The following is a 24400-nucleotide window of genomic DNA, read 5'->3' on the forward strand; positions in this document are numbered from 1 at the left end:
TCATCCCCCGGTGCGGTTCATGGGATGCAGGATGCGGGTCTCCCCCGGGGCCTGGAACCCATGGCCCCGAGGCTTGCGGCGCAGTGCTCCCAGGATGGCCGCCTCCAGGGCCTGCCGGTCCCCGGGGCGGGCGCGCAGGACCCGCTTCAGGTCCACGGCACCGGAATGGCCCAGGCAGGGCAGCAGGCGGCCGTTCGCCGTGAGGCGCACGCGGTTGCAGCCGGCGCAGAAGTCATGGCTCATGGGGGCGATGAAGCCCACCCGGGTGGGATGTCCTCCCAGGCGGAAGTAGCGCGCCGGCCCGCCCGTGTCCTCCAGGGTGGGCAACAGCGGGAACTGCGCCTCCACCCGGGCGCGCACCGCGTCCGCCGGCAGCGCATCGCCGCCGTCGGCGCCGCCCCCCAGGGGCATGCGCTCGATGAATGCGATGTCCATGGCCCGGTCCCGGGCAAAGGCCACCAGCTCCGGGATCTCGTCCTCGTTGACCCCCCGCTGGATGACGCAGTTGAGCCGCAGACCCTCAAAGCCCGCCCCCCGGGCGGCCTCGATGCCGGCCAGTACCTGCTCCAGGCGCCCGCCGCGGGTGATCTCCCGGAAACGCCCCGGGCGCAGGCTGTCCAGGCTGATGTTGAGCCGCCGCACCCCGGCCACCCGCAGGGGCAGGGCGTGACGTGTCAGCTGCGTCCCGTTGGTGGTGAGCACCAGTTCCCGCACCCCCGGCAGCAGGGCCAGGTCCCCCAAAAGGCCCAGTGCGCCGCGGCGCACCAGGGGTTCACCGCCGGTGACGCGGATCTTGTCCACCCCAAGATCGGCGAAGGCCGCCGCCACGGTGTGGATCTCCTCCAGGGTGAGGATCTCCTGGCGGCGCAGGAACCGGGTTCCCTCGTCCATGCAGTAGCCGCAACGCAGGTCGCAGCGGTCGGTGATGGACAGGCGCAGGTAGCGGATACGGCGGCCGAAGGGGTCCTGCAGCGTTGCGGGCATGGGGGCGTAATCCGGCATGGGCGGCGTCTCCCTTCAGGCTCGGGGGTGGGTTGGGGATGGCCCCTGGCGGATGGCGGGGGGATCCTCCCGCGGCATCTGCGAAAGGTCCGTTGCCGACGCGGGCGGATCCCGCAGCACCGCCTCCAGGCGTCGGCGGTCCGCCTCGGTGTTGATGTTGTCAAAGGCTCGGGGATGGTCCGAGAAGTCCGCTACCACGGCCCCCTGGGCCAGGAACCAGTCCCCGGCCCGGCGCCCGCCCCGGCGCAGGTGTTCCTGCAGATCGGGGTGCAGGGCCGAGGCCAGCAGGGCGAACAGGGGTTGCAGGCGCGTCCCGTCGTGGGCCACCGCCGCCGGCGCCCCGGTACGGCGCCGGGCGGCCTCCAGCCGGGCCACCAGGTCTTGGGGGGGGCGCGGGCAGTCGCAGGGGCAGGTGATCACCCAGGGGGTGTCCGTATGGGCCAGGGCGGCGCTCAACCCGGCCAGGGGGCCGGCGTGGCCGGTGATGGCATCCCCCACCACCGGGTGGCCGAAGGCGGCATAGGCCGGTCCGTTGCGGTTGGCACTGATGAGCACCCGCTCCACCTGGGGGGAGAGGCGCTCCAGGACCCAGGCGGCCATGGGCCGGCCCGCCACGGCCACCAGCCCCTTGTCACGGCCGTCCATGCGCAGGCCCCGACCGCCGGCCAGGAGGACACCGGTGAGGGCGTGGGGAGGGAGAGACATGGCGGTTTCGGTATCCGGAATAAGGTTATGCCGGAGTGTAACCCGTTTTACGTCCTTGCGGAATCGCAAGGGGGGGTGCCACGGTGATGGCCGGGGGGAGTCCGGACCCGGGGATTCAGGGCAGGAGGGTGAGCCAGAAGGGCAGGGTGAGGCTGCCCCCCAGGGTGGTGGCGGCGATGAGGGCGGCGACGATGCGGCCGTCGCCGCCCATGCGTACCGCCAGGATGTAGGCCGAGGAGGCGGTGGGCAGGGCCGCCAGCACCAGGGCGGCGGCGAAGTAGGGCCCCTGGAGCCCGGTCCAGGTGGCGGCGGCAAAGGCCACGGCGGGAACGGCCATGAGTTTCACCAGCCCCAGGTAGAGCACGGCGGGCACGTGCACCCCAAGGCCCGACAGGTGCAGGCCGGCACCGGCGGCCAGGAGCCCCATGGGCAGGGCGGCCTGGCCGAGGAAGTCCAGGGTGGTGGCGGCCATCCCCGGCAGGGGCCAGCCGGCCAGGGACCAGGCCAGCCCGGCGAAGGTGGAGAGCACCAGGGGGTTGCGCGCCAGTTCCCGCAGCAGGCCCTGCTGCCCATGGCTTGCCAGGGCCCATACGGCCCCCAGGTTGGCCAGGGGGACCATAAACCCCGCCAGGATGGCGAAGGCGGCCACGCCGCGGTCGCCGTACAGCCCCCCGAGGATGGCGAAGCCGATGTAGGAGTTGAAGCGGAAGGCGCACTGGAAGGCGGAGGCGAAATCCCGCCGCGAGAGCCCCATCCAGCCCCGCCCCAGGCGGGCCAGGAGCATTCCCGTCGCCAGGGAGAACGCCCCGGTCTGGATCATGCCCGCGGCATTGCCCAGTTCCAGGGGGCGGCCCGCCAGGGAGCCGAACAGCAGGGCCGGGAAGAGGATATGGTAGATCAGCCATTCCAGGTCCGACCAGAAGCCCTGCCCCAGCCCCGCCCAGCGCCGCAGGACAGCCCCGGTGGCCAGGAGCAGGAAGGTGGGGACGAGCAGGGCGAGGGCGGTCAATAGGCCGTTTCCGCGCGGGTGTCCCCGGGGGCCTCGATGCCCCGGCGCAGCAGCAGGGTGCCGCTTTGCCGGTACAGGTCGGTGAGGGCCTGGCGGTGGCGGATGATGGCCTCCATCTCATCCAGGCGGCTCTCCAGCAGGTCCCGCTGGGCCTGGGCCACCGCCAGGGCGGTGCCGCTGCCCACGCGAAAGCGGGTCTGTTCCGTTTCCAGCACCTGTTCCTGCAGGATGCGGGTCTGGCGGGTGGCGGCGATCTGCTCCCGGGTGCGGTTGGCCTCGTACCAGGCGTTCTGCACGTCCAGGGCCGTCAGCTGCTCCATGTGGTACAGGGATTCCAGGGCCTGTTCCCGGGACAGCCGGGCGCGGCGGGCATCGGCCTCCCCGGCGCGGTTACCCAGGGGGTGGGAGAACTGCAGACCCACGCTGTAGTCGTAGCCCTCGTCGTCCACGGCGCGCCAGGCGGAGCCGAAGCTGTCGGCGTAGCCGCTCCGGCCCAGGGTGATGAACAGGTCCAACCGGGGCAACAGGCCCTGGCGGGTACGCACCACCTCCAGTTCGCCCCGCTGCAGCTGCAGCCGGGCCTCGTTCAGGTCCGGGCGCAGGTCCATGGCCAGTTGGAGATGGGCCGCCACCGGTTCCAGGGGCGGGACGTCGGGGGTCGGGCTGTCCTCGGCCTGGATGCGGCTGTCCCAGCGGGCCGCTGGCGGATTGATGAGCTGCAGCAGGCGGATGCGGGCCCGGGCCCGCTGGGAACGGGCGTCGATGAGCCCCTGGCGGCGCAGGGCCACCTCCGCCAGGGCCGAGGTCTCCTCGGTCTCGGGGCGGTCGCCCACGCGGATGCGCTGGCGGGTCTCCTCCAGCTGCCGGCGGGCCACTTCCAGGGATTCCTCGTAGATGGCGGTGTTGCGGCTGGCCAGGACGTAGTCCCAGTAGGCCTGCTCCACGTCCGCCACCAGGGATTCGGCGAAGCCCCGGAAGGCATAGCGGGAGATGGCGGTGTCCACCCGGGCCTGGCGCAGGCTGGCCAGATTGGAGTCGATGCGGGCCCCTTGCAGCAGGGCCTGGGTGAGGGTGAGGCCGGCGCGGGAGGTGAACTGCTCGGTGGTGCTGATCTGGTCGCGGCGCTCGCTGCGGCTGGCGCTCAGGGTCAGTTCGATGTCCGTGCCCGTGGGCAGGCTCTGGCGCAGACCCGCCTCGGCCTGTTCCCGCTGCGAGAGGCTCACCGCCGGCGGCCGGTTCACCTCGCTGAACTGGCGCACCGACTCCTCCCGGGAGGCGCTCGCTTCGGCGAAGAGTTCCGGGTCGAAGACGGCCCGCTCCACCGCCTCGAAGGTGCCGGTGATGGCGGGCTGGAGTTGCTCCGCGGCCAGGGAGCGGTTGTGCCGCAGGGCCATGAGCACCGCGTCCTCCACCGACAGGGTCAGCCCTTCCCCGGAGTCCGGGGGCGGGAGATCCCCCTGGGGCAGTCCCAGTGCCTGCGCCGCTGCGGATGGGCGGGGTTCCCTTCCGGCCGGTTCCAGGGGGGCGTCCAGGGTGGGGGGTGCGGGTACCGGGTCCTCTTCCCCGGCCGGGGCCGCTGCGGGCAAGGTCAGCAGCAGACCCAGCACCAGGGCGTGGACGGGGCGCCGGGGCAGTTGGGTGGCCGTCATGGGGTCTCCGCCTTGGGGGTTGCGGGATCGGGATGGAACAGGGTGTAGAGCACCGGCATCAGCAGCAGGGTGATGGCCGTGGAGCTGATCAGGCCGCCGATGACGGCCCGGGCCATGGGGGCCTGGGTCTCGCCCCCCTCCCCGGCGCCGATGGCCAGGGGGATGAGGGCGAGGATGGTGGTGAGGGCGGTCATGAGGATGGGGCGCAGGCGCCGCCGTCCGGCCTCCCGCACCGCCTCCATGGACCGCAGCCCCTCCACCCGGTGCAGGCGGGCGCTCTGGTCCACCAGCAGGATGGCGTTGTTCACCGAGATCCCCGCCAGCATGATGATGCCGATGAGGGATTGCACGTTCAGGGTGGTGCCGGTGAGCAGCAGAAGGGCCACCACGCCGATGAGGCTCAGGGGGACGGAGAACATGACGATGAAGGGATCCCGTAGGGATTCGTAGAGGCTGGCCATGACCATATACACCAGGGCGATGGCCACCACCAGGGCCAGCCCCAGTTCCCGGAAGGCCTTCTGCTGTTCCTCGAAGTCCCCGGCGAAGGTGATCTCCACGTTGCGCGGCAGGGGGATGCCGTCCACGGCCGCGCGCACGTCCGCGACGATGGAGCCCAGGTCGCGGCCGGCGATATTGGCGTAGACGGTATTGGTGCGCTGCTGTTCCTTGCGCTCGATCTCCAGCGGGGCCCGGTCCCTTTCCAGATGCACCAGGGCGCGCAGGGCCACGGGTTCCCCTTCGGATGCGGGGAGGGTGATGTCCAGCACCTCTTCCAGGTCCATAGCCTCGGCGTCCTCCAGCTGCACCCAGATGCGGGTCTCCGTGCCCCGGTCCCGGTACTGTCCGGCACTGCTGCCGCTGAGGGCGGTTTCCAGGGTACGGGCTACCTCGGAGACACTCACCCCCAGATCCGCCGCCCGCTGCCGGTCGATGCGCACCAGGCGCTGTTCCCGCGTATCGTCCCGGCTCAGGCGTACATCGGTGATTCCCTCGATGGAACGGATGCGCTCGCGGATCTCCTCGGCCACCCGGTCAATGGCCTCCAGGTCCAGTCCGCGCACTTCCAGGCTCAGGCGTTCATCGTTGCCGCCCCCGCCCATGCGCAGCATCATCCCCTGGCTGGCGCGCACCCGCACCACGGCGCCGGGGATGCCCCCCAACTCCCGGCGCAGCTGGGCGGCGATCTGGCCGGTGGATCGGGACCGCTGTGCCTCGGATACCAGGGAGATGCGCAGTTGGGCGGTGGAAGGGGAGGTGGAGCGGTAGCTGGAGGCCCCGACGCTGGTGACCAGGTTTTCCACCTCGGGGACGCTTCGTTCCACGATCGCCTCCATGCGCCGCACGGCGGCGTCCAGGATCTCCAGGCGCGTGCCGGGCTCCATCTCCACGCTGATGCGCAGTTCCCCCTCGTCCGAGGGGGGCATGAATTCCGTGCCCAGGGTGGGGATCAGGGCCAGCGAGCCTAAAAAGAGCACGGCGCTGACGACGATGACGGGCCAGCGCCGCGCCAGCACCCGGTCCAGGGCGCGCAGATAGCCTCGTTCCAGGGCCGAGAGGATCTTCCCGGCCCCATCGCTCAGGCGCTGGGCGGGCCGGGAGATGCGCCGAGGCCGCACCGTGGCCCGGCGCCCCATGAGCATGGGCACCAGGGTGAGGGCCACCAGCAGGGAGCAGAACAGGGCGAAGGCCACCACGAAGGCCAGCTGCTTGAACAAGACCCCGGCCAGTTCCTGGGCGAAGAACATGGGGGTGAAGATGGCCAGGGTGGTGAGGGTGCTGGCGGTGACGGCGGCGGCCACGTCGCCGGTGCCGGCGGTGGCCGCCTGGTCCGGGGCCAGATCCTCCTCGGTGCGGCGCCGGGCGATGTTCTCGATGACCACGATGGCGTTGTCCACCATCAGGCCCACCCCCAGGGCCAGCCCCCCCAGGGTCATGAGGTTGAGGGTGAAGCCGCCGAAGTGGATCAGGCCGAAGGTGGCGATCACCGATACGGGGATGGCGGTGGCGGCCACCAGGGTGTAGCGCAGGTGGCGCAGGAAGAAGAGCAGCACCAGCACCGCCAGGCTACCGCCGTAGAGGATGGAACGGCTGACGTTGGCGATGGAGCGTTCGATGAAACGGGAGGTGTCGATGGCCACGTCGATGGCCAGCTGGGGAAAGTCCCGGTTCAGCCGGTCCACCGCCGCGCGCATGGCCCGGGCCACCTCCACGGTGTTGGCGTCGGACTGCTTGCGCACCGCCAGGCGAACGCCGGGGGTGCCGTTGATGCGGATCAGGCGGGTGATGCGCTGGTGGGTGTCGTGCACCTGGGCCACCTGGCGCAGGCGCACCGGGGCACCGTCCCGATAGGCGAGCACCAGGTCGCGGATCTGCTCCAGGTTCTCGAATTCCCCCGGGGTCTGCAGCCGCAGGTCCATGTCCCCGCGGGTGATCTGGCCCGCCGGGGCGGTGACGTTGGCATCCCGCAGGGCCTGGCGGATGGTCTCCAGGCCCAGTTCCAGGGCCCGCAGCCGTTGCGGGTCCACCTCCACGCGGATCTCCCGTTCCAGGCCGCCCCAGACGTCCACGGCGGCGACCCCGGGGACCCGTTCCATGCGGGGGCGGATGAGATCGTCGATGATCTGGCGCAGTTCGATGGGGTCCAGGTCCGCCGCCACCCCCACCAGCATCACCGGGATATCGGAGCTGTCGAAGCGGCGGATCTGCGGCCGCTCCGCGTCCTCGGGCAGGCTGTCCAGGATGCGCTCCAGGCGATCGCGCACGTCATTGGCGGCGGTGTCCAGGTCCGTGCCCCAACCAAAGGAGACCCGTACACTGCTGCTGCCCTCCGACGAGGTGGAGGTGACCTCCTCCACCCCGGGGACGGCGGAGACCGCCTCCTCCACCGGGCGGGTGATGAGCTGTTCCATCTCCTCGGGCCCGGCGTTCTCGTAGCTGGTGACCACCGACAGGGTGGGGAAGCTGAGATCCGGCAGCAGATCGATGGGCAGGCGCAGCAGGGACATGAGCCCCAGGGTGACCACGATGGCGGTCACCATGGAGGTGAACACGGGGCGGTGGACGGTGAAACGGGCGGGATTCATCAGCGCACGCCCTCGATGAGCACCTCATCCAGTTCCCCCAGGCGCAGGCGGGTGCCATCGGTGAGCAGATGCCGCCCCAGGGTCACCACCCGGCCTTCCATCTCGGGGGAGAGGATCTGCACGCGACCCTCCGTCTCGATGCCCGTCTCCACGGGGACGAAGCGGGCCACCGGTCCCGTATCCGTTTCCTCCACCCGGAACACGCCGCGGCGTCCATCCCGTTCCACCAAGGCCTCCACCGGCACCACCGTGGCCCGCTCCACCGTGCGCGTGCGCACCTGCACCTCTGCAAACATGCCGGGGCGCAGGCGCTCGTTGTCATTGGGCACGTGGATCTCCACCAGGGCCTGGCGCGAGTCCTCGTCGAATTCCGGGGCGATGCGGGCCACCTCCCCGGCAAAGCCCACCCCGGGGAAGGCGGCGACGCTGATCTCTGCCGGCTGGCCCACCGCCAGGCGGGTGTAGTCCCGTTCGGTGACATGGATCCGCGCAATCAGGGGCTGCAGGTTCACCAGGGTGAGGATGCGGGTATTGGCCTGCAGCAGGCTGCCCGGGTCCACCAGGCGTTCCCCCACCCGCCATGCCCCGGCCCCCGGTTCCACGTCGGCGTGGATGCGGGTGTAACCCAGGCGGATGCGGGCGTTCCGCAGGGCCGCCTGACGTTGCTGCACCTGGGCCCGGGCCAGCATCACCTGGGCCTTTTGGGCCTCCACCTCGGTGGCGGCCGTCTCCAGCTCCGCCTCCGAGGCGATGCGCTGCGCCCGCAGCTCCCGGGTGCGGGCCAGTTCCTTGCGCGCCAGGGCCAGGGCCGCCTCGCTCTCCTGCAGGGTGGCCCGGGAAACGCCCAGTTCCGCCTGGGCCTGTTCCACTTCCTGCTGGAACTCGTCGTCGTCCAGCTCCGCCAGCAGATCCCCCGGGGAGACTACATCCCCGATGTCCACGTGCAGGCGTTCCAGTTCCCCGGTGACCCGGGTGGCGATCTCCACGCGATGGGCGGACCGCAATGTGCCGGTGAAGGGCAATCGCTCGGTGATCTGCGTCTGTTCCACCGCTGCGGCGGCCACGGTGACCGTCTGGTCGCCCCCTCCGGGACCGGCCCCTGGGCCTGGGTCCGGTCGCCCCATCCACCACAGGAACAGGGTCAGGATCACCAGGGCGGTGGGGATGACGAGCAGTGCGCGGCGCATGGGCGGGTTCACGTCCGTTGCAGGGAATGGACCCGGGCGGACCTGCTTCGAAGGTACGGGGTCCGTCCGGGAGAGGACCGGTGTATGGGAAGGATGAAGGCACGATGGCGGGCCCGGTTGACCCGGGACCCGCGGTGAGATGCCGTCCATCTGGAACGGATCGAAAGTATAGGGCGGCGACCGGGCGCGGGCCAAGGGGCCCGGCCGCCATGGGCAGGATCAACGCCGGCGGTAGCAGTCGAAGGCCCGTTCGATCTCCTCGGGGTCCAGATCGGCGCAGTTGGCCATGCCGTCCTGGGTGAGGATGGCCTCTTCCTCCTGCTGCCATTGGCGCACCTCCGCCTCGGTGGCCCGGGGCATGAACCAGCCGGTGGCGGCGAACAGCAGGCCGATGAGGGGCGAGATCCAGCAGGTGAAGGCGAAGGGGGCATAGACCAGGGTGGGGATGCCCAGGGCCCCGGCGGTGAAGGCGGCCCCGGCGCCCCAGGGGATCAGCGGGTTGATGAGGGTGCCGCCTTCCTCCACGGAACGGGACAGGTTCAGGGTGGACAGCCCCTGGCCCCGGTAGACCGGTGCGAACATGCGCCCCGGCAGGGCGATGGAGAGATAGGGATCACCGGAGATGACATTGGTGCCGGCGGCGGCGCCGGTACTGGCCAGCACCAGGGAGAAACGCCCGCGCACGGCGCCGATGATGGCCTTGAGGATGGCCTCGACGCTGCGGGTCTGTTCCAGGATGCCGCCGAATGCCAGGGCGATGAGCACCAGGGAGATGGTCCACATCATGGACTGGATGCCGCCGGTGGTGAGCAGGTTGTCCACCGACGCCACGCCGGTTTGGCTGACGAAGCCGTCCTGCATGGCCATGACCGCCTCGACGGGCCCCACGCCCTGCACCAGCATGGCCATGAGGGCCCCGGTGATGGCCCCCAGGAAGAGGGTGGGCAGTACCGGGAAGCGGGTCACCGCCAGGCCCAGCACCAGCACCGGCGGCAGCAGCAGCACCGGATGCAGCACGAACTGGTTCTCCAGTCCCGAGAGGATGGCGTCGATGCGGGTGGGGTCCAGGTCGCTGCCGCTGAAGCCGGCGCCGATGACCCCATAGAGGATACCGCCGATGAGCAGGGCGGGCACGGAGGTGGCCATCATGTTGCGGATGTGGCTGAACAGGTCGGTGGAGGTGACCGCGGGGGCCAGATTGGTGGTGTCCGACAGGGGGGACATCTTGTCGCCGAAGAAGGCCCCGGAGACGATGGCGCCGCCGGTGAGGGCCATGGGGATGCCCAGGCCCTCGCCGATGCCCACCAGGGCCAGGCCGACGGTGCCCACGGTACCCCAGGAGGTGCCCAGGGCGATGGAGATGACGGCGGTGAGCAGCATGGCGGTGAGCAGGAACAGTTCGGGCGTGATCAGCTGCAGGCCGTAGTAGATGAGCAGCGGCACCGTGCCGGAGAGGACCCAGGTGCCGATGATCATGCCCACGGTGACCAGGATGGCCACCGACTGCAGACCGATATGCACCACGTGGTAGAGACCGTTTTCCATGCGCCACCAGCGGATGCCCCGCATCCAGCCCAACAGGCCGGTGAAGGCGATACCCAGGGCCAGGGGGACGTGGGGCACGAAATCGTCGAAGGCGACGATCTGCAGCAGCATGAGGGTCATCGTGAAGACGATGGGGAGCAGGGCGATGGCGAGATTGGGGAGGGGGATTCGAGGCAGTTCAGTGTCTTGGGATGGGCAGGTCATGAGGACTCCATAGGGCCAATGATCCGGTTATTATGCCCGAATGCTCGAAATCATGAAAATTCGACAACCAAAAGGCATAAAAAGCGGCCGGACGGTGCACTCCCACCCGTCCCGGCCGGTACAATGCCCTGCCGATCCCATGAGCCAGTCCATGCCGACGCGTTCGTCCCCGCCCCGCATCCGTCCTCTGCCCTATCCGGGGGACGGTGCCCGGTTGCTGGAGGCCATCGCCCACCGGCCCTGGTCCATGCTGCTGGACAGCGGCGGCGCCGGTGCGGGGTTCCCCCGGGGACGCTACGATCTCCTCTGCGGCGATCCCTTCATGACGGTGGTGACCCATGGCGGACTGACCCGGGTGCGGCACCGGGACGGATCGGCATGGGAGACCCGGGGGGATCCCCTGAAGGTGCTGCGCCGCCTTCTGGGCGAGCCCCTGGCACCGCTGGAGGGCCTGCCCTTCGCCGGCGGGGCCGTGGGCTATCTCGGCTATGAACTGGGATACCGCCTGGAGGGGCTGCCCCCGGCGCCCGAAGAACCCGGGGCCCTGCCGGAGATGGCCCTGGGGATCTATGACTGGTGCGTGGTGGTGGATCATCGGGAGGCCCGCGCGTATCTGGCCACGCGGGGCCGGGATCCGGCCACGGCGGGGGTCTGGCGGGATCTGGAAGAGGGCTTCGCCCGGCCCGCCACACCCCGCGGCGGTCCGCCCCTGCGGGCCCGCGGGCCCCTGGTCACCGACCTGGGCCCGCGGGACTACGCGACCCGGTTTGCGCGGCTGCAGGGGTGGATCCGGGACGGGGACTGTTATCAGGTGAATCTGGCCCGGCGCCTGGAAGGGGCCACCCGGGGGGATCCCTGGCGCGGCTACCTGGCCCTGCGGCGGCAGAGCCCGGCCCCCTTCGGGGCCTATCTCAATCTGCCCTGGGGGCAGATCCTGTGCAATTCCCCGGAGCGCTTCCTGCATCTGCGGGAGGGAGCGGTGGAGACCTGCCCCATCAAGGGGACCCGGCCCCGGGGCGGGACCGCCGCCGAGGACGAGGCGCTGCGCCGGGAACTGTCGGACAGCCCCAAGGACCGGGCGGAGAACGTCATGATCGTGGACCTGCTGCGCAACGACCTGGGACGCAACTGCGCCACCGGCAGCGTGACGGTGCCCTCCCTGTTCCAGGTGGAGAGCTATGCCCGGGTGCATCACCTGGTGAGCACGGTCACCGGCCGCCTGGCCCCGGGCCGGGATGCCCTGGACCTGCTGCGGGGTTGCTTTCCCGGCGGCTCCATCACCGGCGCCCCCAAGCGCCGCGCCATGGAGATCATCGCCCAACTGGAGCCCCATCGGCGCGACGTCTATTGCGGGGCCATCGGCTATATCGGGTTCGACGGCGCCATGGACACCAACATCGCCATCCGCACCCTGGTGCATACCCGCGGCCGGATCCGCTTCTGGGCCGGCGGGGGGATCACAAACGGCTCCGAGCGGGATGCGGAATACCGGGAGACGGTGGACAAGGCGGCGGCCCTGCAGGCGCTGCTGCGACCCGGCTAAGCGCATGCCGTACGGTACCGGGTTCAAGAATGCCCCGCTGGTGGCCGATAACGCGAAAAACGGGGCGCATCCCCGTGCCCCGACCCCGTTTTCACGAAGAGAATCCAGACCATGCTACAAAACCTGAAGATACAGAGCCGGCTGATCCTGTTCGCCGTGCTGGGCCTGATCCTGGTGGGGGGCAGTCTCACCGCGGTGTCCTATCTCTCCGGCGCCGATACCGCCCGCACCCTGGTGAATCACACCCTCCTGAAGAAGGCGGACGGGGATCTGCGGGCGGCGCGGGTCTATATGGAACGGTACTACGGCGGGGTCGGGGTCTCCGGCGGGGAACTGGTGGACGGCGAGGGCCGACCCCTGGACGGACGCCACGAGATGGCCGATGCCATCAGCAGCGACCTGGGCCTGGTCTTCACCCTGTTCACCCGGGATGGACAGGATTTCCGCCGCGTGGTCACCAGTGTCGTCGGGGACAACGGCCGCCGTGCCGTGGGCACGATCCTGGAACGGGACACCCAGGCCTATCAGGCCGTGATCGACGGCGAGCGCTTCGTGGGGCATTCCAGTGTCCGCGGTGAGCCCCATCTCACCGCCTACGAACCCCTGTTCGATGCCCGCAACCGGGTCATCGGCATCATGGGGCTGGGTATCCCCACCTCGGAAGCCGAGGCCATCGTCAGCCGCGGCATGGACAGCATGCTGCTGCGCATGCTGGGGATGCTGGCCCTGGTACTGATCTTGGGCGTTGTCGCTTCCTTGTTCTTCGCCCGCAGCCTGGTGAATCCCATCCGGGCACTGTCCCAGACCCTGCACGGCATGGCCACCGGCAGCGGTGATCTGACCCGGCGTCTGCAGGTCCAGGGCAAGGATGAACTCTCGGACCTGGCACGGGGCTTCAATGCCTTCGCCGAGCGGGTGCATGAACTGGTGAAACAGGTGGCCGGCGCCACCGCACAGCTCTCCAGTGCCGCGGAGCAGCTCTCCGCCACCTCGGGGCAGACCCGGGAACAGGTGCAGCGCCAGCACTCGGAGACGGATCAGGTGGCCACGGCCATGAACGAGATGACCACCACCGTGCAGGAGGTGGCGCGGAACGCCTCCCAGGCGGCCCAATCCGCCCAGGAGACCCAGCAGGAGACCCAGGCGGGGCGTCAGGTGGTGGACCAGACGGTGCATTCCATCGAGACCCTGGCCAAGGAGGTGGAGAACGCCGCCGAGGTGATCCACCGCCTCTCCGCCGACAGCGAGGAGATCGGCAAGGTGCTGGACGTGATCCGGGGCATCGCCGAACAGACCAACCTGCTGGCCCTGAACGCCGCCATCGAGGCGGCCCGGGCCGGGGAGCAGGGGCGCGGGTTTGCCGTGGTGGCGGACGAGGTGCGCACCCTGGCCAGTCGCACCCAGGATTCCACCACGGAGATCCAGGAGATGATCGAGCGCCTGCAAAGCGGCGCCAGCGGTGCCGTGCAGGTGATGGAGCAGGGACGCAACAAGGCCCGGGAGAGCGTGGATCAGGCCGGCAAGGCGGGGAGTTCACTGCAGGCCATCGAGCAGGCCATCCACAATATCAACGATATGAACGCCCAGATCGCCAGCGCCGCCGAGGAGCAGTCCGCGGTTGCCGAGGAGATCAACCGCAACATCACCAGCATCAGCCAGGCCACGGAGCAGACCTCGGGCAGCGCCAACGAGATCAGCTCCGCCAGCGAGGAACTGGCGCGCCTGGCCACAGAACTGCAGGGCCGGGTGTCGGGTTATCGGGTCTGAGGGGACTGCGGGGTATCCGCCGCGTCCATGAGCGCGGCGGTGAGTTCCCCCAGGGCCAGGGCCCGGGCCCGGGACTCCAGCCCGCCGGCCCCCGGCGTCAGGCGGGACCAGTCCGGATGCAGCCGGGCGCGGCGCAGGGGGGGCGGAAGCCGGCCGCGGCGCCAGGCATCGTCGGTGGGGGTGTCCAGCTCCAGGGCCTTTTCCGTGCCGTGCCCGCGGCGGGACAGGGCCCGGGCCAGTTGGCGGCCGCGCAGGGCCAATAGGCGCAGGGTGGCCTCGCCGGGACGCAGCTCCCGCCGCCCCCGCAGGCGCTGGGCCAGGCGCCGGCCGAGTCCCGGGGTGTGCCCCGCCAGGGCCCCGGCCGTGGCCCCGGTGGCGGTGCCCGCCCCCAGGGTCGTGCCCAGGGCCAGGATGTCCACCGCCAGCCCCACGGCCGCCCCCACCGCCGCACCCTCGCCGGTGCGCAGGCCGTAATGGCCCAGGGCCTCGGGGGTGAACAGGTCCAGCCCCCAGCACCCGTCCTCCAGGGGGAGCTGCCGCGCCGCGTAGTCGCCGGCGCGGAAGCGGTACAGGGCCAGCAGGGCCTGGGCGCATTCCTGTTCCCGCCGGCGGATGCGGGCCTGCAGGTCGGTCAGGGCACTGCCGTCCTGCACCGCCTGCACCGGTACCACCAGGGTGCAGGCGGCGGCGTCCATGAGCAGGTCGGCGACCAGTTCCGCCGCCGCCCGTTCCAGCCATTGGGCCTCCCGGGCCCGTGCCTCCATGAGCCGGGTGAGGGGATCCCGGAAGCGGTCCAGCAGGCTGCGCAGCTTCTCGTACAGGCGCAGTTCTTCCTGCAGGTCGTAGACCACCGAGTCGAAGCCGATCACGGCGTGCAGCCCCAGGCGCGCCAGGGCCTCCCGCCATTCGGCCTCGCGGGTGTCCGGGCCGGCCACGAAGTTGAGCACCGGCACCAGGGGGCGGGCGCATAGCCCGAGCACGCTCAGTTCATCGCGGTATTTGCCCAGCACCGGTTCGCGGGCGTCGATGACGTAGAGCCCCACGTGGCTGGCGCGCAATTGGCGCAGCACCTTGCCCTCCTGTTCGAAGCGCCGGATCGCCTCACCGGATTCCAGGAAGGCTTCCAGGGTCTCCGCCCCCGGGGCACGGGGGCCGCGCCGGGCCTCCATCCAGTCCAGGATCCCGGGGGCATCCTCCAGCCCCGGGGTGTCGTAGAGGGCCATCACCGCCTCGCCGTCCACCAGGATGCGGGTGCTCTCCACATGGCGGGTGGTGGCGGGTGCATCGCACACCTCGCCGAAGTCCGTGTCCCGGGAGAGGGTGCGCAGCAGGGAGGTCTTGCCGGTATTGGTGTGGCCCACCACGGCCACCTGAAGCAGTTCTTCGCTCATGGCTGGGGTTCCTCCGGCTGTTCCAGTGCCTCGAGCAGGGTCCCGGCGTCTTGCAAGTCCTTCTCGGGTGTCCGCTGCGGCAGACAGCGTTCGGCCCCGGCCCGCAGGGCCAGATCCCGCCAGACGGCGTGACGCGCCTGGGGGTCGATGCCCCGTTCCCGGGCCGTGCCCGCCTGGTCCAGCAGCACCCAGAGGGGCACCCCCGCCCGGGCCTTCAGGTCCGACAGGAAGCTCTCGGCGCCGCGGTCGGGGGTGCGGGCCAGGGAGCAGACCGCCACCACGGCCGCGGGGGCCGGGTCCAGGGCATCCAGGGCCGCCAGCACGTCCCGCCGGCTGGCACGGTCGTCCACCTGCCCCAGGGGCAGGCAGCGGCTGCCGTCGGCCCGCTGCAGCCAGTGATCCGGGGCATGCTCCAGTTCGTAGCCCACCAGGGCCAGCGGGGCGCCCCGCCCCGGGGGAGGGCGGGGGCGGCGCCTTTGGGGTAGGGCGGGGGGGTCCACGGGCCGCGGGTCGATGATGCCGATGCGCTGATGGTCCTCCTGCAGCCTCGGCACCAGGCGGGCGTAGCCCGGGGCGGTGAGATCCAGGGGCAGGCGCGCCGCCAGGCGGCGGGAGATCCCGGCGCAGAGCAGGGCCAGGAGCAGGCGCGGGATCACGCCGTAGATCAGCAGGCAGCCCAGCAGGAAGCCGGACCACTGGATGCGGCCCTCGGCCGGCAGGGGGTCCCCCAGACGGCTGGCCCGGATGAGGGCGTCGTCGGGCACCGGGATGCCGAGTGCGGCGGGTAGGCTGCCCAGGGCGGTGACCAGGGAGACGAAGTCGGCCTCGGACAGGAGCGTGGTACCCCAGAGGAAGTCGTACTGGCGCACGCTCAGGGTCCACAGGCAGGCCAGCAGGGCCCCGACGCCGAAGGCGGCCCAGAGGGCGTGGGTGAGGGCGCCCGCCGTGCACAGCCCCAGGCGCCTGCGGCCGAGGAGACGCAGCAGGGCCCGCAGGGCGAGGATATGGGCCTGGCGGCGCAGCAGGCGCCGCCCCAGGGTGCCGGCGGCCTGGAGGGCGGCCCGTCCCAGGAGTCCGCCGCCCCCGGAGGGCAGCAGGAAGGTCCCGGCCCAGGCGGCCAGCATGAGGGTCTGCACCCCCAGGAGCCCGCCCAGGGCCCAGGCGATGTTCACCTGTCCGCCCCGGTCCGGCAGGGGGGCCCCCAGGGCGGCCCCGGCGGCCCCGGTGCCCAGCAGCAGGGCGAGGGCCAGGGCCGCCACCAGCATCCAGCGTGCGCCGGTGAGGACGCCCTCCGCCGCCTGACGGATCTCCCCACCGAGGCGGGTGGCCCCGGCGCGGGCGATGATGCGCCGCTCCAGGTCCCCGCCGCTGCGGCGGCCGGCATCCCAGGCCCCGTCCTCGTCCAGGACGCGGCCGGTCTGGTCTTCGTGGATGCGCACCGCCTCCGCCGTCAGGCGATCGGCGAAGGTCGGGCGGGGCAGGGCGGTTTGGGGGGTGGTCAGGTTCATGGCGGCGTCACTATACGGCGCCCCCCGATCCGCGCCAAGCGGGCCGGGGATCGCCACGCGGCCCCTTTGCTGTCATCATGGGAGTGAATCCAACCCCGCAGAGGTCGCGCATCATGGACAACGTCAACGGCATGACCCAGTCCCTGAAGAACTTCCAGTCCGGCATGGGCATGATGAAGTCCGAGGCCCGGGACACCATGACCGCCTTCAACGGCTTCATGGAAAAGGCCCTGGAGGACGATGTGCTGGACAAGAAGACCAAGGAGCTCATCGCCCTGGGTATGGCCATCACCGCCCGCTGCAAGTACTGTATCGGCATCCACGTGCAGAAGGTGCTGCAGGCGGGGGGCACCCGCGCGGAGATCGTGGATGTGTGCAAGGTGGCCATCCTCATGGGGGGCGGTCCGGCCATGACCTATATCGCCGAGGTGCATAACGCCCTCGAGGCCTTCGACAAGTAAGGCCGCCCCATGCTGCGCTGGCTGTTGATCCTGCTGGGGGGCGTGCTCCTCGTGGGGGCGCTGGGACTGGCCATCGGGCCGTTCTTCATCCCCACGGCGCCCATCCAGGGCCTGGAGACGGCTGCCGAGGTGGCACCGCCCCAGAGCCGGTTCATACAAGTGGAGTCCCCGGGTACCGATGGCCTGAAGCTCCACTATCTGGAGGCGGGTACGGCGGGGGAGGGGCCCACCTTCGTGCTGCTGCACGGCTTCACCTTCAATGCCTTCACCTGGAATCGGGTCATGGACGACCTGGCCCGCCAAGGCCGCGTGCTGGCCTATGATCAGGTGCCCTATGGCCTGAGTGCCAAGCCGGTGCCCGGGGAGTGGTCCGGCCCCAGTCCCTACACCAAGGCGGCGGCCCTGGATCATCTGTTCGCCTTCCTGGACGCCCAGGGGGTGGAACGGGCGGTGCTGGTGGGCAACTCCGCCGGCGGGACCCTGGCCCTGGAGGCGGCCCTGCAGCGTCCGCAACGGGTAGAGGGCCTGATCCTGGTGAACCCCTGGGTCTACGTGAACCGGCCCACCTTCCCGCAGTGGCTGGCGGAATCCCCCCAGATGGGGCGTCTGAGCCTGTTCCTGGCCCGACAGATGGGTCGCCGCGCGCCATTGCTGGAGCTGTCCTATGCCCATCCGGAGCGCATCGACCCGCAGCGCCGGGCCCTGACCCTGATCCATACCCGCGTGCGCCACTGGGACCTGGCCTGGGGCGAGCTCTTCCGCCAGTCCCTGACCCAGCCTGTGAACGTGAGCGATCATTTGGGGCAGATCCGCCAGCCCGCCCTGGTGCTGGTGGGGGCGTCGGACCGGGTGGTGGACCCGCAGGACTCGCTGCGGGCGGCCGGGGCCCTGCCCCGGGCGCAGACCGCGGTGATCCCCGATTGTGGCCACGTGCCCCAGGAGGAGTGTCCGCGGGCCGTGGTGCGCGAGGTGGAGGCCTGGCTGGAGACGGATACGTCCCCCTGAGGGGCGGCCGCCCCCGGGATTCACGCCGGGGTGCTGCGGATCACCCCCACGCCGATGCCCTCGATGGCCAGTTCCTGCCGGCGCAGGTCCACGCGGATGGGTTCGTGATCCGGGTGCTCCGGCATCAGTTCCACCCGGGGGCCCTTGCGCTGCAGGCGCTTGACGGTGACCTCATCCCCGAGCCGGGCCACCACGATCTGGCCGTTACGGGCCTCGGGGGTGCGGTGCACCACCAGCAGGTCGCCGTCCAGGATGCCCGCACCGGTCATACTCTCCCCCCGCACCCGCAGCAGGTAGTCGGGACGGGGATGGAACAGATGGGGGTCCATCTGGAAATGCTGCTCGATATGGGCCTCCGCCAGGATGGGGGCACCGGCGGCCACGCGTCCCACCAGGGGCAGTCCCGGCGGGTCCGGCAGGCGGATGCCGCGGGAGGTCCCCGGCAGGATCTCCAGGGCCCCCTTGCGCGCCAGGGTGCGCAGGTGGCATTCGGCGGCGTTGGGGGAGCGAAAGCCGAAGGCCCGCATGATGTCCTCACGGGTGGGCGGCATGCCGTGGGACTGCATGTAATCGCGCACGAAGGTCAGGACCTCGGCCTGCCTGGGGGTCAGCTTCTCCATGGGCATCTCCATCTCTATACCCATGCACAGTAGGGCAATGCCTGCGCCGCGGCAAGGGGCGGAGTGATGGGGATGGCCGTGAAGGCGGTGTGCATCGCCGCCGGCATCTGGGCCTGCCCCCGGGTTCCCGTGCGAGGAGGACCGGGCGCGGCGACCAAGGGTGTATCGGGATCGCCAAGCGGTGGAACCCCCGCATGGGACGGCCGCTCCAAACCAGGTACGAAACCAGGACACGGCAAAGCCCCGCTCAACCCCAAAGGAGTCCTCCCGTGCGCCCCGAACCGGATCCAGTCGTCTCCTCGGTGGACCCCGCCGAGGTGGCCCGTTACACCCGATTGGCCGAGCGCTGGTGGGACCCGCAGGGGCCCTTCTGGCCGCTGCATACCCTTAACCGTCTGCGCACTGCCTGGATCCGGGACCACCTGTGCCAGCGCCTGGGCCGGGATGCCCAGGCCCCCCGGCCCCTGGCGGGGCTTTCCCTGGTGGACATCGGTTGCGGCGGCGGCCTCCTCAGCGAGGCCATGGCGCGCATGGGGGCCCGGGTGCACGGGGTGGACGTGACCGCGGATAACATCGCCGTGGCCCGCCGGCATGCCCGGGACAGCGGCCTGGACCTGACCTATGAGGTGGGGACCGCCGAGGCCTTGGCCCATCGCGGCGCCCGCTACGACGTGGTGCTCAACATGGAGGTGGTGGAGCATGTGGCGGACCTGCCCGGCTTCATGGCGGCCTGCAACCGTCTGCAGCGCCCCGGGGGATACGGCTGTATCGCCACCCTCAACCGCACACCGGCCTCCTTTGTCGCCGGGATCCTCGGCGCCGAATACCTGCTGCGCTGGTTGCCCCGGGGCACCCATCAGTGGCGGCGGTTCCGTAAGCCCCGGGAGCTTCAGGCCCTGCTGGCCCGGGACGGGATCCGGGTGGCGGAGGCGACCGGTGTGCGCGTCAACCCCTTCACCCGCCGCATGACCCCGAGCCGCTCCATGGCGGTCAACTACATGCTCATGACCCATCGCCCCGAAGGAGATGTCCGATGACCGATACACTGTCCCCCACCGACGGCCGCCCGGAGGTCTTCTATGACGGTGGCTGTGGCCTCTGCCGGCGGGAGATCCGCCACTACCAGCGCCTGGACCGGGACGGTCGGGTGTGCTGGCTGGACATCCACGCCGATCCCGCTGTGCTGGAACGTATCGGCGTAGACTGGGAGACGGCCATGCGGCACATGCATGCACGGGATGCCTCGGGCCGGGTGGTCACCGGGGCACGGGCATTCGTCCTCATCTGGACCCATCTGCCGGGATACCGCTGGCTGGCCCGCGGGGTGTGCCTGGTGCCGGGTGTGCTGCCCCTGATGGAGATGGGCTACAAGGTCTTCGCCCGCTGGCGCGGTCGGCGGCGGGGGGTCTGTTCGGTCTGAGCCGTTGCCGCCCCCGGGTGGGGCCACCCGGGGGCGCGTCTTCAGGCCCCGTCCCCCGGGGTGCGGGGGTTGTCCCCGTCCCGGGAGGCCATCTCCCGGCGCATGGCCTCCAGGCCCAGGAGGACGGCGTTCACCAGGATCAGGGCGATGATCAAGCGCTGGACGCGGCGGGATTCCACGAAACGGCCCGCACGGGCGCGCAGGGGGACAGGGGCGGTATGCTCCATGGGGTGTTCGCTTAGGCTCCAGGAACGTTTCGGGCGCGGGGATTATACCCGCCGCCCCCGCCGAATCCAGGGGATCAGCCGATCACCATCCCCTCCAGGCTGTCCCGGAGGATGCGGGCGGAACGCACCATGCCCTGGTGCTCGGCATCGCTGATCACCGGGGCCACCAGGCCCTCCATGCCGCTGGCGCCGATGATGCAAGGGATGCTCAGGCATACCTCCCGCAGGCCGTATTCCCCCTCTGGGTCCACGCTCACCGGCAGCACGCTCTTCTGGTCCTCCAGGATCACCCGCACCAGGTAGGCGATCACCAGGCCGATGGCGGTGTTGGTGTAGCCCTTGCGGGAGATGATGTCGGCGGCGGCGGTGCGCACCCGCTGGAACAGGGCCTCCATGGCCCCCTCGTCGAAGGGCCGGCCGTGGACGGTCTGGCGGTACAGGCTCAGCCCGCCCACCTTGGCGGTGCTCCAGATGGGGACCTCGGAATCCCCATGCTCGCCCATGATATAGGCGTGCACCGAGCGGGGGTTCACGCCGTAGTAGTCCCCCAGGGCGGCCCGGAAGCGGGAGGTGTCCAGCATGGTGCCGGTGCCGATGATGCGTTCCGCCGGGCGCGCGCTGAGGCGCTGCATCACGCGGGTGAGGATGTCCACGGGATTGGTGGCGATCACCAGCACCGCCTCCGGTGCGTGCCGGTCCAGTTGGGCGGCGATCTCCCGGAACACGGCGGCGTTGCGGTTGAGCAGGTCCAGGCGGGACTCCCCGGGTTTCTGGTTCACCCCGGCGGTGACGACGATGACGCGGCACCCCTTCAGGTCCGCATAGTCGCCGGCGCGGACCGTGACCCGGCCCACCAGGGACTGGCCGTGCATCAGGTCCATGGCCTCCCCCTCGGCGCGTCTGGGGTCCTTGTCCAGGAGCACCAGCTCCCCGGCGATCTGGCGCTGGAAGAGGGCATAGGCGGCGGCCACCCCCACGTTGCCCGTGCCGATGATGCCCACCGCATGGCTGAAGCTGGTCATGGTGTTTCCCCTCGGGCTTGGCCGACCGCGGCGGCCGTGGACAAAGTCCGGAAGGGATCACAGAATGGCTCCCTGTCCGGCGTCATAATTCCCGACAGGCAGCGGAACGGAGATACCGTGGCGCCCGCCACCTGCATTCCAGAGGATTGTGCGCAATGAAACCATCCCCGGGCAACGACCCCCATGCCGAGCAGGAGGACAACGCCCCCACCCAGCGGATCAGTGCGGAGGACGTGCGCAAGCTCTATGACCTCAACGCCCGCATGGGGTTCTCCTTCCACGGTAAGGAGACCGCCTTCACCGCTGCCGACCGGGTCTTCGTCATGGGGCGCAGCACCGACTGCGATCTGGTGGTGATGGTGCCCGTGGCCTCCCGTCACCACGCCCGGGTGATCTACCGCAAGGGCAAGTTCATCCTCATCGACCAGAGCACCAACGGCACCTACGTGAGCATCCACGGCTCCGAACCCATCTGCCTGCTCAACGGGGAGGAGGTCCCCCTGGTGGGGGAGGGGGTGATCAGCCTGGGGCGGCCCATCCGCGAGGGGGACCCGGACCTGGTGGCCTTCCACGTGCCCCACTGAGGGGCCATGACCCCGTCCGACCCTAGGCCAGTACGGGCCGTCCCGCCTGCTCCAGCATCTGCGTGAGCCGGATCAGGGGCAGGCCCACCAGGGCGGTGGGATCCTCCCCCTCCATGGCTTCGAACAGGGCGATCCCCAGGCCCTCCGAGCGGATGCTGCCGGCGCAGCGGTAGGGCCGCTCCCGCTGCAGGTAGGTTTCGATCTGTTCCGGCGTCAGTTCCCGGAAGCGGATGGGGAAGGGAATCACCGCCTCCTGGGTCCCGCCGCTGCGCCCGTCCAGCAGGCACAATCCCGTATGGAAGACCACGCGGCGGCCGGAGAGGGCCATGAGCTGCTCCACCGCCCGTTCGTGGCTTCCCGGTTTGCCCAGGATGCGCCCGTCGCATGCGGCGCATTGGTCCGAGCCGATGACCAGGGCCCCGGGATGGAGCTTTGCCCCGGCGCGGGCCTTGGCCACCGCCAGGCGCCGCACCATCTCCTCGGGGGGTTCCCCGGGGACGGGGGTTTCGTCCACCTGCGGGGCGCAGGTGGTAAAGGGCAGCATGAGCCGCTCCAGCAGCTCCCGCCGGAAGGGGGAGGTGGAGGCCAGGACCAGCGCGGGGGCATGGTCGTGCATGGATCCGCCTCAGGCCTCCTCGATCTCCACCAGGGCGTCGTCCGGGTTGACGCTGTCCCCCTTGGCCGTGTGCACCGCGCGTACCACGCCACCCACCGGGGCCTGGACCTCGGTCTCCATCTTCATGGCCTCCAGGATCAGGATCCCGTCGCCGGGCTTCACCTCGTCCCCTTCCTTCACCAGCACGTCGATGATGGTGCCGGGCATGGAGGTGCTCACGTGGCCGGGCTTGGTGGCGCGGGGGCGGACGCTGCCCTGGGCCCCGCCGCGGCGGGCACCACCACTGCCGTCCACCTCCAGCTCGTCCAGGGTCTCCACCACGATCTCCTCGGGCATGCCGTCCACGGTGACGTAGAAGGGGCGTTCGTGGTCCCGCTTGTGTCCGGTGCCGGTGACCTGGATGTGGTAGGTCTCGCCGTGCAGGGTGGCCTTGAATTCCACCGGGGCGGTCTTGTCCTCCTTGGAGGCGCCCACGGGCTCCAGGGGTTCGGGCACCAGCTTGCCGTCGCGGCGGTGCTCCAGGTATTCCTGCCCCAGTTCCGGGAACATGGCGTAGATGAGCACATCCTCCTCACTGCCAGCCAGGTCGCCCACCTCGGTGCGCAGCTTGTCCATCTCCTGGCCCAGCAGGTCCGCCGGGCGGCATTCGATCACCTCGGCGTCGCCGATGGCCTTGCGCCGCACCACGGCATTCACCTGCCCCGGGGTGCGGCCGTAGCGGCCCTGGAGGTAGCTCTTCACCTCGTTGGTGATGGTCTGGTAGCGCTCCCCGGTGAGTACGTTCATCACCGCCTGGGTGCCCACGATCTGGGAGGTGGGGGTCACCAGGGGCGGGTAGCCCAGGTCCTCGCGCACCCGCGGGATCTCCTCCATGACGGCCCCCACCTTGTCCAGGGCCCCCTGGGCCTTGAGCTGGCTGATGAGGTTGGAGATCATGCCGCCGGGCACCTGGGTGGTCTGCACCCGCGTGTCCACGCCGGTGAATTCGCTCTCGAACTGGTGGTATTTCTTGCGCACCTCACGGAAATAGAAGCCGATCTCCTGCAGGGCCGCCAGGTCCAGGCCGGTGTCGTATGCCGTGCCGCGCAGGGCCGCCACCATGCTCTCGGTGGGGGCGTGGCTGGTGCCGCCGGCGAAGGCGGACATGCAGGTATTGATGTTGCTGGCGCCGTGTTCCACCGCCTTGAGATGGCACATCTCCGCCAGGCCGGCGGTGGCGTGGGTGTGCAGGTGGATGGGCACGTCCACCGCGTCCACCAAGGCAGAGACCAGTTCCCCGGTGGCATAGGGGGTGAGCAGGCCGGCCATGTCCTTGATGGCGATGCTGTCGCAGCCCATCTCCACCATCTCCCGCGCCATGGCCACGAACTGCTCCGGGGTGTGCACGGGGCTGGTGGTGTAGCTGATGGCCCCCTGGGCGTGCCGGTTCTCCTTCTTCACCGCCTCGATGGCCACGCGCACGTTGCGGGTGTCGTTCATGGCGTCGAAGATGCGAAAGACGTCCATGCCGTTGTCGGCGCAGCGGGCCACGAAGGCGCGCACCACGTCGTCGGCGTAGTGGCGGTAGCCCAGCAGGTTCTGGCCCCGCAGCAGCATCTGCAGGCGGGTGTTGGGCAGGGCCTCGCGCAGTTGGCGCAGGCGCTCCCAGGGGTCCTCCTTGAGGAAGCGCAGGCAGGCATCGAAGGTGGCGCCGCCCCAGACCTCCAGGGACCAGAAGCCCGCCGCGTTCATCTTGTCGCAGATGGGCAGCATGTCCTCCGTGCGCATGCGCGTGGCGATCAGGCTCTGGTGGCCGTCTCTCAGGGTCAGGTCGGTGATCGTTACCTTGGACATGATTCGGGATACCTTC

The 24400-nt window shown here is 70.5% G+C and carries 21 protein-coding genes; 7 read left to right on the forward strand and 14 right to left on the reverse strand.

The genetic code is table 11. The annotated features are described in order from the left end of the window. The 7 genes from moaA to nhaC form a co-directional block, all read right to left on the reverse strand. Window positions 1-984: a GTP 3',8-cyclase MoaA gene (moaA, locus tag BM214_RS01890; RefSeq protein WP_244887811.1), complete on the reverse strand. Its 984-nt coding sequence runs from the start codon at window positions 982-984 to the stop codon at window positions 1-3. 33 nt (window positions 985-1017) lie between these two features. Next, entirely contained in the window at window positions 1018-1707 is a 690-nt protein-coding gene (gene mobA / locus BM214_RS01895) for a molybdenum cofactor guanylyltransferase MobA (protein ID WP_090483510.1), read from the reverse strand. A 115-nt stretch (window positions 1708-1822) separates the two neighbouring features. Beyond that, entirely contained in the window at window positions 1823-2716 is an 894-nt protein-coding gene (locus tag BM214_RS01900) for an AEC family transporter (RefSeq protein WP_177217551.1), read from the reverse strand. Further along, entirely contained in the window at window positions 2713-4365 is a 1653-nt protein-coding gene (locus tag BM214_RS01905; protein ID WP_090483511.1) for a TolC family protein, read from the reverse strand. The genes BM214_RS01900 and BM214_RS01905 overlap by 4 nt, the downstream gene beginning before the upstream one ends. Then, window positions 4362-7451 (reverse strand): efflux RND transporter permease subunit, encoded by a 3090-nt coding sequence (locus tag BM214_RS01910; protein ID WP_090483512.1) that lies wholly within the window; start codon window positions 7449-7451, stop codon window positions 4362-4364. Before BM214_RS01910 ends, BM214_RS01905 begins: the two co-directional genes overlap by 4 nt. Beyond that, the gene (locus BM214_RS01915; protein WP_090483513.1) at window positions 7451-8638 is read right to left on the reverse strand and encodes an efflux RND transporter periplasmic adaptor subunit; all 1188 of its coding nucleotides are present in this window, start codon (window positions 8636-8638) and stop codon (window positions 7451-7453) included. Before BM214_RS01915 ends, BM214_RS01910 begins: the two co-directional genes overlap by 1 nt. A 219-nt stretch (window positions 8639-8857) precedes the next feature. Next, complete coding sequence (gene nhaC, locus BM214_RS01920; protein ID WP_090483514.1) at window positions 8858-10387, reverse strand: Na+/H+ antiporter NhaC; 1530 nt, start codon at window positions 10385-10387, stop codon at window positions 8858-8860. A 151-nt stretch (window positions 10388-10538) separates the two neighbouring features. On the opposite strand from nhaC, the gene pabB reads away from it, so the two are divergent. Both pabB and BM214_RS01930 read left to right on the forward strand, forming a co-directional pair. After that, complete coding sequence (pabB, locus tag BM214_RS01925; RefSeq protein ID WP_090483515.1) at window positions 10539-11930, forward strand: aminodeoxychorismate synthase component I; 1392 nt, start codon at window positions 10539-10541, stop codon at window positions 11928-11930. A 111-nt stretch (window positions 11931-12041) separates the two neighbouring features. Continuing rightward, window positions 12042-13697: a methyl-accepting chemotaxis protein gene (locus BM214_RS01930; protein ID WP_090483516.1), complete on the forward strand. Its 1656-nt coding sequence runs from the start codon at window positions 12042-12044 to the stop codon at window positions 13695-13697. On the opposite strand, the gene BM214_RS01935 is transcribed toward BM214_RS01930, so the two are convergent. Beyond that, complete coding sequence (locus tag BM214_RS01935; protein WP_090483517.1) at window positions 13685-15088, reverse strand: GTPase/DUF3482 domain-containing protein; 1404 nt, start codon at window positions 15086-15088, stop codon at window positions 13685-13687. The genes BM214_RS01930 and BM214_RS01935 overlap by 13 nt on opposite strands. Further along, the gene (locus tag BM214_RS01940) at window positions 15085-16596 is read right to left on the reverse strand and encodes a DUF2868 domain-containing protein (protein ID WP_090483518.1); all 1512 of its coding nucleotides are present in this window, start codon (window positions 16594-16596) and stop codon (window positions 15085-15087) included. Before BM214_RS01940 ends, BM214_RS01935 begins: the two co-directional genes overlap by 4 nt. A gap of 113 nt (window positions 16597-16709) precedes the next feature. Between BM214_RS01940 and BM214_RS01945 the strand changes: the two genes are divergently transcribed. Both BM214_RS01945 and BM214_RS01950 read left to right on the forward strand, forming a co-directional pair. Continuing rightward, window positions 16710-17057 (forward strand): carboxymuconolactone decarboxylase family protein, encoded by a 348-nt coding sequence (locus tag BM214_RS01945; RefSeq protein ID WP_218149023.1) that lies wholly within the window; start codon window positions 16710-16712, stop codon window positions 17055-17057. A gap of 9 nt (window positions 17058-17066) precedes the next feature. Further along, window positions 17067-18062 carry an alpha/beta fold hydrolase gene (locus BM214_RS01950; RefSeq protein WP_090483519.1) on the forward strand — a complete coding sequence of 332 codons (996 nt, stop codon included), beginning with the start codon at window positions 17067-17069 and terminating at the stop codon, window positions 18060-18062. 20 nt (window positions 18063-18082) lie between these two features. Here the strand turns inward: BM214_RS01950 and lexA are convergent, their stop codons facing one another. After that, window positions 18083-18682 carry a transcriptional repressor LexA gene (gene lexA, locus BM214_RS01955; RefSeq protein WP_090483691.1) on the reverse strand — a complete coding sequence of 200 codons (600 nt, stop codon included), beginning with the start codon at window positions 18680-18682 and terminating at the stop codon, window positions 18083-18085. Window positions 18683-18951: 269 nt separating this feature from the next. Here lexA and ubiG point away from each other — a divergent pair, with 269 nt between their 5' ends. Together ubiG and BM214_RS01965 are read left to right on the forward strand one after the other, a co-directional pair. Beyond that, on the forward strand, window positions 18952-19719 hold the full coding sequence (gene ubiG, locus BM214_RS01960) for a bifunctional 2-polyprenyl-6-hydroxyphenol methylase/3-demethylubiquinol 3-O-methyltransferase UbiG (RefSeq protein WP_244887812.1): 768 nt from the start codon (window positions 18952-18954) through the stop codon (window positions 19717-19719). Then, complete coding sequence (locus BM214_RS01965; protein WP_090483521.1) at window positions 19716-20102, forward strand: thiol-disulfide oxidoreductase DCC family protein; 387 nt, start codon at window positions 19716-19718, stop codon at window positions 20100-20102. Before ubiG ends, BM214_RS01965 begins: the two co-directional genes overlap by 4 nt. A gap of 41 nt (window positions 20103-20143) precedes the next feature. Here BM214_RS01965 and BM214_RS13075 read toward each other — a convergent pair whose 3' ends face one another. Further along, a complete protein-coding gene (locus BM214_RS13075; RefSeq protein WP_090483522.1) occupies window positions 20144-20329 on the reverse strand; it encodes a hypothetical protein in 186 nt (61 codons plus the stop codon). 74 nt (window positions 20330-20403) lie between these two features. Then, window positions 20404-21351 carry an L-lactate dehydrogenase gene (locus BM214_RS01975; protein ID WP_090483523.1) on the reverse strand — a complete coding sequence of 316 codons (948 nt, stop codon included), beginning with the start codon at window positions 21349-21351 and terminating at the stop codon, window positions 20404-20406. A 155-nt stretch (window positions 21352-21506) separates the two neighbouring features. On the opposite strand from BM214_RS01975, the gene BM214_RS01980 reads away from it, so the two are divergent. Further along, window positions 21507-21935 (forward strand): FHA domain-containing protein, encoded by a 429-nt coding sequence (locus BM214_RS01980; RefSeq protein ID WP_090483524.1) that lies wholly within the window; start codon window positions 21507-21509, stop codon window positions 21933-21935. A 22-nt stretch (window positions 21936-21957) separates the two neighbouring features. On the opposite strand, the gene BM214_RS01985 is transcribed toward BM214_RS01980, so the two are convergent. Together BM214_RS01985 and oadA are read right to left on the reverse strand one after the other, a co-directional pair. Then, window positions 21958-22551 carry a Maf family protein gene (locus tag BM214_RS01985; protein WP_090483525.1) on the reverse strand — a complete coding sequence of 198 codons (594 nt, stop codon included), beginning with the start codon at window positions 22549-22551 and terminating at the stop codon, window positions 21958-21960. Between the two features lie 9 nt (window positions 22552-22560). Further along, window positions 22561-24384, reverse strand: coding sequence for a sodium-extruding oxaloacetate decarboxylase subunit alpha (oadA, locus tag BM214_RS01990; protein ID WP_090483526.1), 1824 nt, complete (start codon window positions 24382-24384; stop codon window positions 22561-22563). Window positions 24385-24400 lie beyond the last annotated feature (16 nt).

Source organism: Ectothiorhodospira mobilis (assembly GCF_900114895.1).
Lineage (GTDB): Bacteria > Pseudomonadota > Gammaproteobacteria > Ectothiorhodospirales > Ectothiorhodospiraceae > Ectothiorhodospira > Ectothiorhodospira mobilis_A.

Coding starts and splice junctions, on each gene's coding strand:
- moaA (WP_244887811.1), bottom strand. CDS start 984: ATGCCCGCAACGCTGCAGGACCCCTTCGGCCGCCGTATCCGCTACCTG.
- mobA (WP_090483510.1), bottom strand. CDS start 1,707: ATGTCTCTCCCTCCCCACGCCCTCACCGGTGTCCTCCTGGCCGGCGGT.
- BM214_RS01905 (WP_090483511.1), bottom strand. CDS start 4,365: ATGACGGCCACCCAACTGCCCCGGCGCCCCGTCCACGCCCTGGTGCTG.
- BM214_RS01910 (WP_090483512.1), bottom strand. CDS start 7,451: ATGAATCCCGCCCGTTTCACCGTCCACCGCCCCGTGTTCACCTCCATG.
- BM214_RS01915 (WP_090483513.1), bottom strand. CDS start 8,638: ATGCGCCGCGCACTGCTCGTCATCCCCACCGCCCTGGTGATCCTGACC.
- nhaC (WP_090483514.1), bottom strand. CDS start 10,387: ATGACCTGCCCATCCCAAGACACTGAACTGCCTCGAATCCCCCTCCCC.
- pabB (WP_090483515.1), top strand. CDS start 10,539: ATGCCGACGCGTTCGTCCCCGCCCCGCATCCGTCCTCTGCCCTATCCG.
- BM214_RS01930 (WP_090483516.1), top strand. CDS start 12,042: ATGCTACAAAACCTGAAGATACAGAGCCGGCTGATCCTGTTCGCCGTG.
- BM214_RS01935 (WP_090483517.1), bottom strand. CDS start 15,088: ATGAGCGAAGAACTGCTTCAGGTGGCCGTGGTGGGCCACACCAATACC.
- BM214_RS01940 (WP_090483518.1), bottom strand. CDS start 16,596: ATGAACCTGACCACCCCCCAAACCGCCCTGCCCCGCCCGACCTTCGCC.
- BM214_RS01945 (WP_218149023.1), top strand. CDS start 16,710: ATGGACAACGTCAACGGCATGACCCAGTCCCTGAAGAACTTCCAGTCC.
- BM214_RS01950 (WP_090483519.1), top strand. CDS start 17,067: ATGCTGCGCTGGCTGTTGATCCTGCTGGGGGGCGTGCTCCTCGTGGGG.
- lexA (WP_090483691.1), bottom strand. CDS start 18,682: ATGGAGAAGCTGACCCCCAGGCAGGCCGAGGTCCTGACCTTCGTGCGC.
- BM214_RS01965 (WP_090483521.1), top strand. CDS start 19,716: ATGACCGATACACTGTCCCCCACCGACGGCCGCCCGGAGGTCTTCTAT.
- BM214_RS13075 (WP_090483522.1), bottom strand. CDS start 20,329: ATGGAGCATACCGCCCCTGTCCCCCTGCGCGCCCGTGCGGGCCGTTTC.
- BM214_RS01975 (WP_090483523.1), bottom strand. CDS start 21,351: ATGACCAGCTTCAGCCATGCGGTGGGCATCATCGGCACGGGCAACGTG.
- BM214_RS01980 (WP_090483524.1), top strand. CDS start 21,507: ATGAAACCATCCCCGGGCAACGACCCCCATGCCGAGCAGGAGGACAAC.
- BM214_RS01985 (WP_090483525.1), bottom strand. CDS start 22,551: ATGCACGACCATGCCCCCGCGCTGGTCCTGGCCTCCACCTCCCCCTTC.
- oadA (WP_090483526.1), bottom strand. CDS start 24,384: ATGTCCAAGGTAACGATCACCGACCTGACCCTGAGAGACGGCCACCAG.